Below are 16,275 nucleotides of genomic sequence, written 5' to 3'. Positions count from 1 at the left end.
ATGGGGCGCTGCATAGAGCGGGCCAGTCAGGCAAAGAGGGGCAGGATCAGGCGCCGGGACAGGCGACCAGCAGGAGGGTCATGTCATCGAGGGCGGCATCATTGATGCGCTCATCAAACCAGCGGGCAATGCGATGAGCCAGTTGCTCAAGACCGGGCCCCGAGGTCAGGCAGATCTCCTTGAGCTGCGACTCCCAGCACTGGCGCTCTGCGGCATCACGGCTATCGAGCAGGCCGTCGGTCCAGAACAGCAGGATCTCGCCGAGCTTGAGCTGACGCTCATTGGTCACGAAGTGGGGATCCGGGCGCAAACCGGGCAAGGGGCCGGTCACGCCGACCTGACGGATGGTGCCGGGCCCGATCAACCAGGGCGCAGGGTGGCCCGCGCTGGCCCACTGCACCCGCCCCTCGTTGCCGAGCTCAATACAGAGGGTGGTGAGCAGGGTAGCCCCGAGGAGCGGATCACTGTGAACCGCATTGGACAAGATGGTCAGCAAACGGGCGGGGGCGCGCTCCAGATCGTGCGCCGTCAGCAAGCCGCGCAGATAACCGGCATAGGCATGGGCAAAGAACTTGGCTTCTGCATCGTGACCCATCACATCCCCGAGCCACAGCACCCGATCCTTGACCAGCAGAAAGTCCCCGCCCCCCACGGTGGCCGCGCGGGTTTGCAAAGCCAGCTGGTATCCCCCAATGGAGGTGGAGGGCAATAACGGGCGCAGCGCCGAGGTCATGCGCTGATCCAGCTGCTCGCCCCATTGCGACTTGAGCTGCTCCGATCGTTGTAGCACCCGCGAAACCGCCAGCAACAGGTCCTGCTTGGTGATGGGTTTGACCAGAAAGTCATCGATCCCCAGCGCCCCCGCCCGACTCTGGGTCCACTGATCCTGATGACCGGTCAGGAAGATAAAGGGCACCCCCTTCATCTTGGGATCCTTCATCAACTGCTGACGCAGCCCAAAGCCATCGATCCCCTCCATCTCGATATCGGAGAGCACCAGCGCGGGAGGTTGCTTCCCGAGCGCCAGCAGGGCGGCATGGGAGTCGGCATAACTTTCAACCCGGTAGTGCTCATGAAGGTAGGCGGTGAGCAAGGCACGCATCACCTTGTCATCGTCGATCACCGCGAGCACCGGCAGTTGGTTGAGCGGGCCCTGCTGGCGAAGGGTCACGCGATTGCGATCACCGTCGCGAGAGAAGTGCACCTCGGCAAACAGCTGGTGCACCAGCGCCAGCCCGTATCCCCCCTCCTGCAGCTCATCGGGTAACGGCGCGCTGGCAAGACCGGGTTGAGGGCCGCCATCATCCTCCAGTATCAGACTCAAGCCCGTTTCATCTTCTTTCAGCGTGAGCCAGAGCCGGGTCGCAGGAGGAGCTGTGTGTTTGACGCTATTGGTGGCCAGCTCACTGAAACAGAGCAGCCAGTTGGCTTGATCCTTTGGGGAGACCTGAAACAGGGAGAGTCCCTGTGCCAGCCGGTTGCGCAGTTCGCGCACCGCCTGCAGGGTTGCCGGAGCAGATCGCAACCAGTCATCCATATCGGGCCTCCATCAGCGAGCGATCAGATCCGGAAATTGAGCAAGGCGCTGCGCCGACACCAGCGCTTGAGCCATTCGGTCACCCGGTTACTGGGCAGCCGGTTGAGTTCGCGCAGGATCTCGCTGGCCAGCCCCGGGTTGAGTTTGTCGTTATAGACAGCGCCAACCAGATTGGCCTCGGCACGGGTCAGTTTATCCACCGCACTTTGTACCACGGTCGTCGGGGTCACCCCGGCCAATACCACCAGCAGCGCCCCTTCACAGGCCCCACACACCTGATCGGCCGGAATATTGCCCCGATTGAGGGCGGTGAGCGGCGAGGTATCGAAGATCACCACATCGTAATGCTCCAGCCAGCGAACCAGCAGCTGACGCAAGGTATCCTTGTTGCGAAAGGCCATCAGATCCTTGCCCGGCGCCGGGAGCAAGGACAAGGAGCGGCCAGTGGCCACAGGCTCGGGCACATCATTGGGACCCCAGGCAACCGCCGTGGCGCGGCCGGGGTGATAGAGATTGAGATCCACCAGCAGGGTGCGCAGCCCATCCGCCTCCGAGCGCCTTGCCAGCGCATCGCAGATGGAGCTCACCCCCTCTCCCCCTTCTGACGAGGTGACCGCCAGCGAGCGGATCCCCCGGGCGACCGTCGCCGCGTAGAGGGATTCGAGCTCCAGATATTGAATGGGGATGCTCATATCAAAGCGTCCCGACCAGGGCCACCACCGAAATCGTGGTCAAAATGTCGCGCATGCCATCCATGAAAATGGCCCAGTTGCTGCTCTTGCTGTCAGGGATAAAGACGGTGTCCCCTGCGCGCAGCACCGGTAACTGGCTAAAGTCGGGCTCTTTGGCAAAGCCGTCGAGATCGAAGCTGCGGGCCTGATCCCCCTGACCACTGGTGGCCATGTTGATCACCACAATCTTCTTGATATAGGCGCTGCTGGTCGGGCCCCCTGCCTCGGCCAGCAGATCCAACAGGGTCATGGAGGAGTCAAAGCGGTAGCGACCGGGACGGGCTATCGCTCCCAGCACCCGAATGGTGTTCTCCTTCGGCTCGTCGAGCCAGGGACGATTCTTCTCCGGCAGGTAGATGGAGTCGCCGGGCAGCACCTTGGGCAGCAAGGTTTCATCGCCGGTTTCAAAGTAGAGAGCAAGGTCGAGCTTGCTGACCCGCGCCGTGCTGCCACTGCGATGGGCGATACGCACATTGCGCAGATCCGCCGCCGCAGTCGGACCATCGGCGGCAGACAGGATGTCGATAAAGCCCATCTGCTCATTGAAGGCATAGCGACCGGGGGCTCCGACCTGACCGAAGATATAGATGGAACTGTCCGGTGACTGGCGCACCCACTGGGACTTGTTGTCACTGGGATCGGTGGGCAGCTCGGGGATCATGATGGTGAATCCGGCCCGGATCTTCGGCAGGCTGGCCAGCGCCCCGCCCTGATGAAGGAACTTGTCGAGATCAAACAGGGTCGGCGTGGCCTGCCCCCCTTCGGCGGTCAGGATCTGCACCTTGGCGATATCGGCCCGCTCGTTGGGTCCTCCGGCGTGGGCGATCAGATCCAGCAACGACATCTCGTCAGACCATTCATAGCGGCCCGGGATCCGCACCGCCCCCATCACCATCACCGCCCGTCCGGGTGCCACTTTCAACCAGGACTTCTCGTTGATATCGGTCTTTTCCGGCACAAAAATGGCATCACCGGGTTTGACTTGGGGAAGCGCCTTTTGCATCCCTTCGGTATAGGCCTGCAAGTCGATGGGTTCGATCGTGCCATCGGTGCGCAGCAAACGGATCTGGCGACTCTCGGCATAGCGGGTCGGGCCGCCGGCATTGGCCAGAATATCGAGGAAGGAGTCCCCTTCCCGCCCCTCATAGGCGCCGGGTTTGAACACCTCGCCCATGATGTAGATGGTGCGCGCTCCCCGTTTTATCTGCTCTTCATCCTTGGGCACGAAGATGGTGGCGCCCGGCGCCAGATTAGGGAGCAGCTTGTTGTTGCCGGAGTCGAGATAGGCTTTGAGATCGAACAGTTCGGGGGCATCACCATTGATCACCCGGATCCGCTCCACCCCGGCAAAGCGGGTCACCCCACCGGCTCGCATCAGCAGATCCACGATAGAGTTGCCGCTCTTGAAACTGAAGGCGCCGGGGCTGTTGACCTCGCCAAATACCTTGATCGCCTTGCCGGTATCGCCATCCCCACCTGCCGCCAGGGTCGCCGCATCAAAATCGATCTGCACGTTGCCGATCAAAGGCGATGCGGGCACGAACACCACATCGAGGGATTGCAATGGCGGCAACACGCTGGCATCGCCGGTATCGAGATAACGCTTGTAGTCGAAGCTAGAGACCGTGCTGCCACGCCGCACCTGCATATTGTTGAGCTGGGCACCGGGCACCAGACCGCCAGCGGCATCGAGGGCCATCTGCACGTTGCCATCGGGCGCCAGATCATAACTGCCGGGTTTTTTGACATAGCCCATCACGCTGATCAGCAGCCGCTTCTCCAGCAAGGTGACGGTCAATTGAGAGAGGTTGTTGTAAACAGGTTTGAGGGCAGTGCGGATCAGCTCATCCGCCTGTTGCAGGGTCTTTCCCCCCACCACGACGTTGCCGACCTCAGGCAGTGCAATCTCCCCCTGCTTGTTGATCTGGAAAGGCTGATCAAAAGCAGGCTCACCGGGTTGCACTATTGCCAACCGATCACCGGGAGCCAATAAGGTGGAGGCCAGTAACGGGCAGGTGAACAACAGCAAGAGAACACAGATCAATCCTTCGAGAGCGCCCCGTTTCATAGACATCCTTTTCGTCTGTTACGTCTGCCCCCATTGGCGTAAGGGGAGCCCTGACCAATCAGCACGACAGCCATCCGCTGTTGTCTGTTGCAGCCGCAAACGTACTTGTTGTAGTGATTGTGCCAACACGGTCTGACGCCAGGCTACATCCGACCAGAGCCGTCCGTGCATATCCCGTTCGATATCAATACGTTGAGATTGTAGTCGTTTCAACTCGGCAGGCATACACCCCTGCAGACTCGCTTGCTTTAATTCCGTCAGCTGCAAGTCGAGTTCCTTCTGACGCTCATCATAACGAGACCAGACCCGCCGTTCATCCTCATTGACCGGAATACGGGTGGGTCTTGCCTCGGCCATGCCGCCATATCCCTCCGGCGGCCACTGCGCGCAACCCGACAGCAGAATGGATGAGAGCAGGATACCAAAGCGTTTCATGATGCAGCGGCCATCATGCCACGGGAGCGCATATAGGCCTTGATGCTCTCATGGCAGGGGATCACCCGATCGATATGCAGCATCTCCAGCAGGTCATGAGGTTGACCGGGTCCACAGACAAGGGCCATCTGATGCCCGTTCATAATCAATCTTTTATAGAGAAATACCAAGGCTCCGATCCCCGACGAGTCGATAAAATGAACATCGCTGATATCGGCCAGGATATCTCCCGGGTGGGTCGAGAGGGTTTCAAACAACGGGCGGAGCTCACTGACGGCCATCGCGTCAAACTCGTTTTCCAGTACCACTACCTGGATATCATTAAGGGTGTAAGTCATGCTTTCCATCGCTAGCTCCTTGTCGATTCTCAGACTATTTGCTGTCACGGCATTCAGCACGTTGCAAATGTTATGCCGGGCAGTGCCACGGCTCTTGTTCTCCAAATGATACTCTTTGCGCCTTATTCACCGACACCCACTCCTCGTTTTGATTGCCAAATTGCAATTAACCTCCCCCGAACGTTGCAAACTGCAATTCACCTTGGCCGAGATCGCCCGATAACAGGCTAAATGGCTGATAATTCAAGCCCATTAGACTGGGCCCGATTATTGCTTGCCTTTGGACACACTTCACAAGCCACCGTTGGCTCGGCCCCCATGCCGCCATTTTCCAGGAAGGAGAGACCATGAAAGCAGGCCTTTACATCGCACCACTGCTGGCAGCCCTTTGCGGCACCGCATACGCAGCCCCCTCCCCTGACAGTGCCGTGTTGAAGGTTGAAGGCGCCATCAGCAGCCCCACTCATCAGGCTCTGGCCCTGTGGGACAGCGCCATGCTGGATCAACTGCCGGTACACGAAATCAAAACCCATACCCCCTGGTATGACGAAGCCAAGACCTTTCGCGGCCCGCTGCTGCAAGATGTATTGGCCAAGGTCGGGGCAACCGGCAAACAGCTCACCATTACCGCGCTCAATGACTACTCGGTACAGGTGCCGACAAGCGATGCCGAGCAGTATCGGGTCATCCTCGCCCGCACGATCAATGGCAAGCCACTGTCGGTGCGTGACAAAGGGCCGCTGTTCCTTGTCTATCCGTTCGATCAATATCCCGAACTGCAAAACAAGCTCTATTACGGTCGGGCTATCTGGCAGATCAGTGCGATAAAAGTGGAGTAGATCCCATCATGCGTTCCATGGCGGCCAGTCAACGTTTCTTGTTTGTGGTGCTCTGCGTGCTGCTCCTAGCCTTTGCCGGTATTGGTACCATCCAGTACCGGCAATTTCAGGATCTGCAGCGCAGTACCAGCCAGGGCGAAGACAACGTGATGTGGAACTATTTCCAGCTCTATAACGAAGCGCTGCGTTTTCAAAGCTCGCTGCTCCATGAGTCGCAACCGACCTTCCAGCTCAGATACGATATTCTGGTCAGCCGCATGGATCTGGTGCTGGAGAGCAAGGATCGCAGCCTGCTTCAGCAAACAGAGATATATCAGCAGGCAAGCAAAGCCATTCGATCCTACATCTCTCTGGCGGATATCTGGCTCGGCCCGGAAGCCACCAAGCCGCTCGACAATCTTGCCCATCAGGAGCTGCGCCAACAGCTTGCCTCCCTGCTTCCCCTGCTCCATCAGCTGACTCTGGAGGTGAACCAGCAGGCGACCCTGTTTGATGTGGCGCGTCGCGACAGCGTGAGGGAGCAGATCATCACGACGACACTCATCGCGACCCTGCAATTTGCGCTGCTCTTTGTGCTCGCCCTGCTGATCTGGCGGCAAATGAATATCTCGTTTCTGCAGCACAAACTGATGCAGCAGCTCAATGACAAACTGCTGCGGGCAAATCAGGCGGCAGAGGCAGGCACAAGAGCCAAAAGCAGCTTTTTGGCCAACATGAGCCATGAAATTCGCACCCCCATGAATGGCATTCTCGGCATGCTCTCACTGCTGGCCGACCGGGATATGGACCCGAGGGAGCGAGACTATCTGGAGACGGCGCGGGAATCGGCAAATCATCTGCTCGGTCTGCTTAACGACATTCTGGATGTATCCAAGCTGGAAGAGGGCAAGATCGAGCTGCAACTGGCCCCCCATCACTTGCCCCAGCTGCTGGAGGATATTCGGGCCCTGATGCAGAGCAACTGCGATGCAAAAGGGATCAAACTGACCCTGACTGTTGCCTCCGATACGCCGGAGTGGTTGATGATCGACCCGCTGAGAGTGCGCCAGATCCTCTTCAACCTGGTGAGCAATGCCATCAAGTTCACCCATCAGGGGGAAGTAAAGATCCATGTTGATAGCACCCTGTTGGAGCAGGATCGCCACTCGATACGCATCTCGATCCAGGACACCGGGATCGGCATGAGCAAAAGTCAGCTAAAGAACCTGTTTCAACGATTCGCCCAGGCGGATGTCTCGATCACCCGCCAATATGGCGGATCGGGCCTGGGACTTGAAATATCCCGTAATCTCGCACGCCTGATGGGCGGCGATATCTCGGTAGAGAGCAGCGAAGGGCATGGCAGTACCTTTACCTACATCTGGCCCGCCAGAGCCACGACCCCCTCGATTGTTTGCCTGCCGTCCAAACCGCTGGATCAGGAGAGTTATCGCATCTTGCTGGTTGATGACAATGCCACCAACCGCAAGGTGATCGGCGCCATGCTCGACTCCGTGGGCCATCAGGTCACACTGGCCGTTCAGGGAGAAGAGGCGCTGGAGAAACTGGGTCACACCGAATTTGATCTGGTGTTGATGGATGTCCAGATGCCAGTGATGGATGGCCTGGTGGCCACCACCCGGATCCGCACCTCCCAGATGCCTTGGGCAGATATCCCCATCATCGCCCTGACGGCTGATGCGATGCCGGAATCCAAGCAATACTATCTCTCCCATGGCATGAACGGGTATATCACCAAGCCCATCAATAAAGAGACGCTGCTAAGCGAGATAAACAGACATATTTCCGATGGTCGGCTCAAATACAACGCCACCCTGCGTGTCACCAAGTAATAACCCCCCCCCTGATTCCGGGCTACTGATTGCTCATGTGGAGCAACATTGACCTCTGCAGGCAACTGAATTGGCTTGGGTCTGGAACGCGCACAGGCAGGCAGTTTCACAACAGCTGCACGGGCCGTCGGCTTGTCTCGGGGACGCAGGGATTTATTGATCTCTTTACGACGACCACAGGGGAGCGTGGTGACTTTCCGGTAATACCAGATGCCGTGGGGACTGAGCCAGAGATTCATCGATGAGCTCCTCGTCGTCCACACAAAGTGGATGACCAAGGGCTTTAGAAAGCTAACTTATTGAATGGCAGAAACAAGTGGTGGCCCTACCAGCCACATCCCGGCACTCGAGTCCCCCGCCTTGGCTGCTACCTTCCGGTCCTGACCAGGTCGACGGGTTATCAATGCGAGAGGACCAATAGGACCACCGGCGAGGAGAATAGGCAAACTGGGCGTTCAATGCAACGGCTTTCTACCCTCCAACAGATCGTTTGCCTTATTTTTCAACAATCTGCTGAATGAATCAGCTAAACAGCATAAATTTCGCCCCCACCAGCAGCATCAGCAGGGCAAAGGCCTGCTTGAGGCGTGTGGGTGACAGGCGGTGTGCCAGCTTGGCGCCAATGCGTGCGAACTGGGTACTGGTCAGCACAATGCCCAGCAGGGCGGGCAGATAGATGTAGCCCACACTCCACTCGGGCAGATCGGCATGATCCCAACCCGCATAGAGGTAGCTGAGGCTCCCCGCCAGCGCGATGGGTATGCTGCAGGCTGCAGAGGCCGCTACCGCATTGCGCATTGGCACCGAGTTCCAGCTCAGATAAGGGACAGTGAGCGAGCCACCGCCAATACCAAACAGGGCTGACATCCAGCCAATGATGGTACCGGCAATGCCTGTGCCGAGCGGCCCCGGCATATGGCGCTCCGCTTTGGGTTTAAGGTTGAGCCCCATCTGTAGCGCCATGCTCCAGGCGAAGCAGCCGATAATGATATTGAGGGTGCTGGTGCTGAGCAGATTGGCGGTCATGCCGCCGAGCCAACCCCCGATCAGCATGCCGGCGCCGAGTCGGCGGATCATCACCCAATCGACGGCGCCCGCCTCCCGGTGGGCCCGCAGCGAGCTGAATCCGGTAAAGATCATGGTGGGCAACGAGGTGCCAAGGGCCAGATGAGTAATGATTTCAGGGTCGATGCCCTGGGCGCGAAAGGTAATGACCAGCACGGGGACAATGATAAGACCGCCGCCGATCCCGAACAGTCCCGCCAGCATACCGGCAAAGGCGCCCAGCAGGAGGTAACCCATAAACAGCATAAAAATTCCTGTGTTAAACAAAAACTGGCCAACACGGCCGGGCAACAGTGGATATCTGCATGAAAAAAAAGAGATGGCGCGAGGGCCATCTCTTCATTGTGCCGGTTAGTGCAGTGGAATGGTACCGTCCATCACCTTGTAGAAGGCCAGCACGGCACAGCCGAGCAGGGCCGCCGTCATCCCCTGCTCCAATCGGTTAAGGCCGCGCAGACCGTGATGCTGACGCGCCTTCCAGTAGATGAAGATGCCCGGACTATAAAGCAGCGCCACCAGCAGCAGGTACTCCACACCGGCAGCATAGACCAGCCAGCAGCCGTAAACGGTCGCCACCAGGGCCAGCAGCAGGTCACGCTTGCGCTGATGAGGTTGACCCTGATAGGTCTCCCCTTTCAATGCCAGCTTCAGGCCATAAGCGCCCGAAAAGACGTAAGGCACCAGCGCCGCCGAGGTTGCGATGTTGACCAGCGCCAGATAGGTGCTGCTCTGGAAGTAGATGATGATCAGGAAGATCTGCACCAGACAGGTGGAGCACCAGAGGGACACCTGCGGCGAGCCGTTCTTGTTCTCCTTGGCAAACCAGCCCGGGAACACACCGGTCTTGCCCGCGATGTAGGGCACTTCAGCGGCCAGCACGGTCCAGCTGAGCAGAGCACCCATCACAGACACCACCAGACCAATGTTGATAAGCCAGGCGCCCCAAGGGCCGACCACGGCTTCAAGGATCATGGCGGTCGAAGGGTTCTTGAGCGCCGCCAGTTGCGGCTGGCTCATGACACCCAGCGAGAACAGGGTCACCATCACGTAAAGCGTCAGGGCGCCGAGCAGCGCCAGCACGGTAGCTCGGCCCACATCCTTGCGATGACGGGCACGGGCAGAGACCACCACGGCCCCTTCAATCCCGATAAAGACCCAGAGGGTCACCTTCATGGTGGACTTGACCTGATCCATCACGGAGCCAAGCTCCATGTTGTTCTGGCCCCAGATATCCAGAGTGAAGGTATCCATGTTGAAGGCCAGCAGGATCGCGACACAGAAGACGATGAGCGGCACCATCTTGGCGATGGTGGTGACGATATTCACCAGCGCAGCGACCTGCACCCCGCGCAGCACCAGCGCATGCACCGACCAGATCAGGATGGAGGCCAGCGTGATGGCCACCGGCGTATTGCCGTCACCGAAGATGACGTTGTCAGGCGTATCGAAGAAGTAGCTCAGGGCGCTGAACACTACGATGGCGTAAGAGACGTTGGCCAGCAGTTGGCAGAGCCAGTAACCCCAGGCGGCGTTGAAACCGATGAAATCGCCGAAACCGGCCTTGGCATAGCTGAAGATACCGCCATCGAGATCGGGGCGGCGCATGGAGAGGTTCTGATAGACCAGCGCGAGACAGATCATGCCAAGACCGGTGATGGCCCAACCCAGGGCGACCGCCCCGGCACTGGCATGCGCAGCAATGTTTTGTGGCAGACTGAAGACCCCGGCGCCGACCATGGAGCCGATCACCAGCGAAATGAGGGCGCCCAGCCCTAGTTTCTTGTCCATTTCAATCCTGTTTATTTAGGCGGCGGCAGAGCGTCCGTATTCATACTGCGCGCAATATGGGAGGGGCTGGGAATCCTGACCCCGTGAAAAAGGCGGCAACTATATTGCATGACTATTCCGACCGCAATCCCTCGTCCCGTCAATCATGCACCGCCTTGACCGCGCGCAATTTTACAGCACTGACCCATATGGCCTGTGAGCTGGCTCAAATTAACCAAGACCCATTGATATTTCTCATTTTTCTGCCAACACAACCTGACTCGCATGGTTCCTATGCATCGCCATTCAGGCACTCTCTGTATAAATAATCTGCATAAAAAAGCCCCGGTGGAAACACCGGGGCCCATTATGTAAATCCCTATAAACGCAAACCGCCATCCAGTTCTATCATCCTTCCCGACAGATAGTCGTTGGCAAAAATAAAGCTCACCGTCTCGGCCAGCTGCTGCGCCTCGCCAAGGGTGCCGACCGGAATGGCCTGCTGCATCCGCGCCATCGCCTCCGGCTTCATCGCCGCCGTCATGTCGGTGGCAAACACCCCGGGGGCAATCCCCATCACCCGAATGCCATGGCGCGCCAACTCCCGCGCCCAGGTCACCACCAGCGAGGCAACCCCTGCCTTGCTGGCGGCATAGTTGCTCTGGCCAATATTGCCGGCGCGGGCGATGGAAGAGATGTTGATGATAACGCCCCCCTGCCCTCCTTGCGCCATCAGCGCCGCCCCTTCACGACCGCAGAGGAAGGTACCGGTGAGGTTGACGTCAATCACGCTCTGCCACTGGGCCAGCGTCATCTTCTCCACCAGCTCACCCTCTTTCACCTTGATCAGCATGCCATCGCGCAAAATGCCGGCGCAGTTGATAAGACCGTGCAGCACGCCAAAACGCCCCTTGATGGCAGCAAACACGGCCTCAACCTCGGCTTCGCTCGCCACATTGCAGACAAACAGCTCGCACTGGCTATCTTGATCGCACTGATCATTCTGGCTGCGCACCAGGGCTGCGGTCGCCTCCAGATCGGCGCGATTGATGTCGAGCAGCGCCAGCGTCGCCCCCTGTGCGCCCAAGGCCAGCGCAATGGCACGTCCCAAGCCACGTCCGGCACCGGTAATAACGATGACCTTATCTTTGATATCCATCAATGCTCCTTGTAGCTGGTCGAAGGGAGATGCCTTGAAGAGAGGTGGCCCGTCAGGCGGGACCCTGTTTATCCAGATAGAGTTCGACGATGCTGGAGAAATCGCGGCTCCCCTGCCCCTGAGCGGCATGCAGGTTGAACAGGTTACGCGCGAGCGCCCCCATGGGCACAGCGCTGTGAGCATGCTCGGCCAGCGCCATGGCCAGCCCCAAATCTTTCACCATCAGACGGGTCATAAAGCCCCCCTGATAGTTGCGGGCGGCAGGGACATTCTCCATCACCCCGGGCCAGGGGTTGTAGCGCTCCAGACTCCAGTTGTTGCCGGAGCTCTTGCCCATGATGGTGGAGAGCACGGCGGGATCCAGCCCCTCCTTCACCCCGAGGGCCAACGCCTCGGCGGTGCCCGCCATGTGGATCGCAAGCAGCATGTTGTTGCACATCTTGGCGATCTGCCCTGCCCCCAACGCCCCGGCATGAAACAGATTCTGCCCCATGCAGGCGAGCAGGGGCTTGGCTGACTCGAAATCCGCCCCGTCGCCACCGACGATAAAGGTGAGCGTCCCGGCGGCCGCACCGGCGACACCACCCGAGACAGGGGCATCGATAAAACGCAAACCACGCGCGCGGGCCGCCTCCCCGACCTGACGGGCAGAGTCGACATCTATGGTGGAGCAGTCGATCACCAGTGCACCAACCGGCAGTGCTGCCAGCAGATCCTGCCCACCTCGCTCACCGGCGCTCTCGCCCAACCAAAGATCGCGTACATGCTCCCCCGCAGGTAGCATGCTGATCACCACCTCGCAGCCGGTCACCGCCTCGCGGGCATCCCCCGTGGCGATGCAGCCAGCGGCGATGGCGCGCTCAATGTTTTGGGCAACCAGATCAAACACCTGCACCGTGTGCCCGGCCCTGGCCAGATTGGCCGCCATGGGCCCCCCCATGTTGCCGAGCCCGATAAACCCTATCCTTGTCATCCCGCTTGCTCCTTGCGTTGCTGATGGCGGCGTGCGCCGGTTGCCAAGATGTTATTCCTTGCAGGTCAACGGATTGCGCCCCAGCGGCCAGCGATAGAACTCGTCCAGCCACGCCCCCTCCGGTAGTAGCTGCTGCCAGCGGGGATCTTTATCCTTGTCGATCAGCAGTGCCCGCACCCCTTCCACAAAATCCCCCTTGAGCACGCAGTTGACCGAGAGGGTCAGTTCCTCGGCAAATACCTCTGCCAGTGAGTTGCGACGAGCCTGCCAATACTGGCGCCACAAAATGGCGCGGCTGATGGGGCTGCCAGTGCGGCAGATCTGTTGCGCCTGCTGAAGTACCGCCTCCTGTTCATCGAACTGGGCCTCGAACAACCGACCCAATACCCCTTGCAACGAGCGTCCCGCCAGCAAGGCATCGATCCTTTGTTGATGGGGCAGCAATACTGGCGCAGGCAACCGGGCCACCACCTCACCATGCAACCCGCTGAGCAGCAGCTCGATCTGCTCACGGGGATCACCACTGGCAGCCCAGTCGAGTACGGCGAGGCGTGACAGCAGCGCACTGCGCTCGCCACTGGCGATGGCGTGATCCGCCAACCCCACCCCAAGGGCATCGGCGCCATTAAAGCGGGCACCAGTCAGACCGAGCCAGAGCCCCAGCCGCCCCGGCATCCGGCTTAAAAACCAGCTCGCCCCCACGTCGGGGTAGAGGCCGATGGTCACCTCCGGCATGGCGAACAGGCTTCTTTCGGTCACCACCCGAAAATCGGCTCCGGCAAACAGGCCAATACCGCCCCCCATGCAGATACCGTCCGCCACGCAGATCAGGGGCTTGTGGTAAGAGTGGATGTGGTGGTCGAGCCGGTACTCCTGCTCGAAAAAGTCGCGGGCATATTCGAACAGTTCCGATCCGCTTGCCTCCTGCTTGCGGTAATAGAAGGAGCGGATATCGCCACCGGCACAAAATGCCTTCTCACCCATCCCCTGCAGCAGTACACAGACGATGGCGGGATCCTGCTCCCAACGGGTCAGCGTCTGTTGCAGGATCTGGATCATCGGCAGGCTCAATGCGTTGAGAGACGCAGGGCTGTCGAGGGTCAACACCCCGATCTGATGGCCATCTTCGGTGGGATAACAGCTAACCTTGACCGGCTCACTCATAAACGGCTCCGTATGGATTTATTCTGTTGGGCCATATTGCCAGCGCGGTAAGCGTTTCTCCAGGAAGGCGGCCACCCCTTCACGTTGGTTGGCATCGCTAAAGAGTTCGAGAAACAGCGACCGCTCAAGGGGCAAGGCGGCATCCCGCGGGCCACTGCGGCCCAGATTGATCAGGGTTTTGCAGGCGCGCAGGGCGCTCGGGCTCTGGCGCTCCACCAGATGGGCCATCTGGTGCGCGGCCTCCCACGCCTGACCGGTTTTCACCACCTCCTCCACCAGCCCCATCTCGTAGGCCAGCGAGGCACTCACCTTCTCGCCGCAGAGGATCATCCGCTTGGCCCAGCCCGGCCCCACCAGCTCGGTCAGGCGCTGGGTGCCACCGGCACAGGGAAGCAAGCCCACCGAGGCTTCCGGCAGTCCCAGCAACGCCTGCTGCTCGGCGATGCGGATATCACAGGCCAGCGCCACTTCCAGCCCGCCGCCCATGGCATAACCATTGATGGCGGCGATACTGACGCCATGAAAACGGGCCAGCGCCTCGAAGGCCTTGCCAAAGTCCTCGGCTACTTCGCGGGCCAGCTCGACATTCCCCTCGACAAACATATTTAGGTCGGCACCGGCGCAGAAAAATTTGTCGCCTGCTCCGCGGAGCACCAGCGCCACCACATCGGGACGACTGTCGAGCTCCACCATCATCTGCAAAAAGGCCTGCAGGCTGGCGAGGGTCCAGGTGTTGGCAGGGGGATGGTCGAGGGTGATATAGGCCACGTGGCCATGATATTCGAGTCTGATCCTTGTCATAACATTGTCCTTGTCGATGAAGCTGCCGCCATGATGACAGGCTTGAATGACACCAACCTGTGGCTGGCTCACAAAGCCGAAACCGGCATGGCATGGTGCAAATCGGGTGGTAGGCAACACACCCTTGATGCGACCATCGGTTAGCCCAGCGACAAACCGTGATCGGCCAGCATGCGGCGCGCGATGATGAGTCGCATCACCTCGTTGGTGCCCTCCAGAATGCGGTGTACACGGGTATCGCGCAGATAGCGCTCGAGCGGATACTCGCGGATATAACCATAGCCGCCAAAGAGTTGCAGAGCCTCATCACAGATTCGATAACCCACATCGGTGGCAAACCGTTTGGCCATGGCACACCAGGCACTCTTGTCCGGTGCCCCGCGATCCAGCTTGTCGGCGGCCTGACGCACCAGCAGACGGGCGGCAGCCAGCTCGGTCGCCATATCGGCCAGGCGAAATTGCACGCTCTGGAATTCGCTGATCGGGTGACCAAATTGCTGGCGCTGCTGCACATAGGCCAGCGCATCGTCCAGTGCCTGCTGGGCAGTGCCCACCGAGCAGATGGCGATATTGATGCGCCCCCCATCAAGCGCCTGCATGGCGAACTTGAACCCTTCCCCCTCTTCGCCCAACCGATAGCAGGCAGGAATGCGAACCCCATTGAAAACAACCTCCCGGGTCGGCTGGCTGTTCCAGCCCATCTTCTCTTCTGCCTTGCCGTAGCTCACGCCGGGGGTATTAGCCGGTACCATAAAGGCTGAGATCCCCTTCGCACCTTCACCACCGGTGCGCGCCATCACCACCAGCACATCGCTGCTGCCCGCTCCCGAGATAAAGACCTTGGTTCCCTCAATAAGATAATTGTCACCCTCGCACACCGCTCGTGTCTTGAGGGCCGCCGCATCGGAACCCGCACCCGGCTCGGTAAGGCAATAGGAGCCCAACAGCTCGCCGCTGGCCAGTTTGGGCACCCACTCCTTGGCAACCTCGGTGGGCAACCAGCTACCCAGCATCCAGCTCACCATGTTGTGAATGGTCAGGTACGCAGTAGTCGAGGTACAGCCCATGGCGAGACGCTCGAAGATGAGGCTCGCATCGAGGCGCGGCAGCCCCAATCCGCCAAACGGCTCCGGGGTATAGAGGCCACAAAACCCGAGCTCGGCCGCCTGCTTGATGGTCGGGATCGGAAACTCATGCTCCTTGTCCCAGCGCGCGGCATGGGGTTTGAGCGCCTCATCGGCAAAGGCGGCGGCGGCCTCCACATACGCCTGTTGATCATCGGTCAGGGTAAAATCCATCTTGTCGTTCGCTCCCTTGTTGCCCCGCGCTTATTTTACCGCTTTAGCGCTTTATGACGCGTCGCCCACACGCTGCGTCATTCGGATCTGCCACTATGGCGCTGTTGTCGTGGTAGCTGCTGACGCTCTCACTACCGCCTATCTATCGACACACAACAGATTAACAATTGATTTACGTTTACGCTAACGTAAACTTGTGGCAGAAGTGAAGTACAAAATGGACCGACCACTGCCAGCCGTAACGCCGAGTCAGCCGGTCTAGCCCACC

14 protein-coding genes and 1 other RNA gene are annotated in these 16,275 nt (G+C 59.5%); 2 read left to right on the top strand and 13 right to left on the bottom strand.

Going from position 1 to position 16,275, the window contains the following annotated elements; all coding sequences use genetic code 11:
* Positions 1-46 precede the first annotated feature (46 nt).
* The 5 genes from G5171_RS01225 to G5171_RS01205 are packed head-to-tail and all read right to left on the bottom strand — an operon-like array spanning position 47 to position 5,118.
* Positions 47-1,537 carry a SpoIIE family protein phosphatase gene (locus tag G5171_RS01225; RefSeq protein ID WP_421259690.1) on the bottom strand — a complete coding sequence of 497 codons (1,491 nt, stop codon included), beginning with the start codon at positions 1,535-1,537 and terminating at the stop codon, positions 47-49.
* Positions 1,538-1,560: 23 nt separating this feature from the next.
* The gene (locus tag G5171_RS01220) at positions 1,561-2,229 is read right to left on the bottom strand and encodes a tyrosine-protein kinase family protein (protein ID WP_076493047.1); all 669 of its coding nucleotides are present in this window, start codon (positions 2,227-2,229) and stop codon (positions 1,561-1,563) included.
* Position 2,230: 1 nt separating this feature from the next.
* On the bottom strand, positions 2,231-4,336 hold the full coding sequence (locus tag G5171_RS01215) for an SLBB domain-containing protein (RefSeq protein ID WP_005360128.1): 2,106 nt from the start codon (positions 4,334-4,336) through the stop codon (positions 2,231-2,233).
* A gap of 18 nt (positions 4,337-4,354) precedes the next feature.
* Positions 4,355-4,771, bottom strand: a complete 417-nt coding sequence (locus G5171_RS01210; RefSeq protein ID WP_005351415.1) for a hypothetical protein — start codon at positions 4,769-4,771, stop codon at positions 4,355-4,357.
* The gene (locus tag G5171_RS01205) at positions 4,768-5,118 is read right to left on the bottom strand and encodes an STAS domain-containing protein (protein ID WP_005333409.1); all 351 of its coding nucleotides are present in this window, start codon (positions 5,116-5,118) and stop codon (positions 4,768-4,770) included. Before G5171_RS01205 ends, G5171_RS01210 begins: the two co-directional genes overlap by 4 nt.
* Positions 5,119-5,456: 338 nt before the next feature.
* Here G5171_RS01205 and G5171_RS01200 point away from each other — a divergent pair, with 338 nt between their 5' ends.
* The gene (locus tag G5171_RS01200; RefSeq protein WP_005351410.1) at positions 5,457-5,948 is read left to right on the top strand and encodes a molybdopterin-dependent oxidoreductase; all 492 of its coding nucleotides are present in this window, start codon (positions 5,457-5,459) and stop codon (positions 5,946-5,948) included.
* 8 nt (positions 5,949-5,956) lie between these two features.
* Positions 5,957-7,780 (top strand): ATP-binding protein, encoded by a 1,824-nt coding sequence (locus tag G5171_RS01195; RefSeq protein WP_421259689.1) that lies wholly within the window; start codon positions 5,957-5,959, stop codon positions 7,778-7,780.
* Positions 7,781-8,103: 323 nt separating this feature from the next.
* Here the strand turns inward: G5171_RS01195 and ffs are convergent.
* From ffs to G5171_RS01155, 8 genes are all read right to left on the bottom strand, one after another.
* An RNA gene (gene ffs, locus G5171_RS01190) (signal recognition particle sRNA small type) lies at positions 8,104-8,200 on the bottom strand.
* 102 nt (positions 8,201-8,302) lie between these two features.
* Positions 8,303-9,091, bottom strand: a complete 789-nt coding sequence (locus tag G5171_RS01185) for a sulfite exporter TauE/SafE family protein (protein WP_042052835.1) — start codon at positions 9,089-9,091, stop codon at positions 8,303-8,305.
* A gap of 105 nt (positions 9,092-9,196) precedes the next feature.
* Positions 9,197-10,633, bottom strand: a complete 1,437-nt coding sequence (gene arcD / locus G5171_RS01180; protein ID WP_005336921.1) for an arginine-ornithine antiporter — start codon at positions 10,631-10,633, stop codon at positions 9,197-9,199.
* Positions 10,634-10,991: 358 nt separating this feature from the next.
* Positions 10,992-11,771: an SDR family oxidoreductase gene (locus tag G5171_RS01175; RefSeq protein WP_042052836.1), complete on the bottom strand. Its 780-nt coding sequence runs from the start codon at positions 11,769-11,771 to the stop codon at positions 10,992-10,994.
* A gap of 52 nt (positions 11,772-11,823) precedes the next feature.
* Entirely contained in the window at positions 11,824-12,744 is a 921-nt protein-coding gene (mmsB, locus tag G5171_RS01170; protein ID WP_421250242.1) for a 3-hydroxyisobutyrate dehydrogenase, read from the bottom strand.
* 51 nt (positions 12,745-12,795) lie between these two features.
* Positions 12,796-13,908 carry an enoyl-CoA hydratase/isomerase family protein gene (locus G5171_RS01165; RefSeq protein ID WP_421250243.1) on the bottom strand — a complete coding sequence of 371 codons (1,113 nt, stop codon included), beginning with the start codon at positions 13,906-13,908 and terminating at the stop codon, positions 12,796-12,798.
* Positions 13,909-13,926: 18 nt separating this feature from the next.
* Complete coding sequence (locus tag G5171_RS01160) at positions 13,927-14,709, bottom strand: enoyl-CoA hydratase (RefSeq protein ID WP_421259688.1); 783 nt, start codon at positions 14,707-14,709, stop codon at positions 13,927-13,929.
* A 140-nt stretch (positions 14,710-14,849) separates the two neighbouring features.
* On the bottom strand, positions 14,850-16,007 hold the full coding sequence (locus tag G5171_RS01155; protein ID WP_421259687.1) for an acyl-CoA dehydrogenase family protein: 1,158 nt from the start codon (positions 16,005-16,007) through the stop codon (positions 14,850-14,852).
* Between the last annotated feature and the right edge of the window lie 268 nt (positions 16,008-16,275).

This window comes from Aeromonas sp. 600774 (assembly GCF_049175075.1).
GTDB classification, from domain to species: Bacteria; Pseudomonadota; Gammaproteobacteria; order Enterobacterales; family Aeromonadaceae; genus Aeromonas; species Aeromonas veronii_A.
Note: the sequence above shows the minus strand (reverse complement) of the source record. Positions and strands in the feature narration are given on the sequence as shown.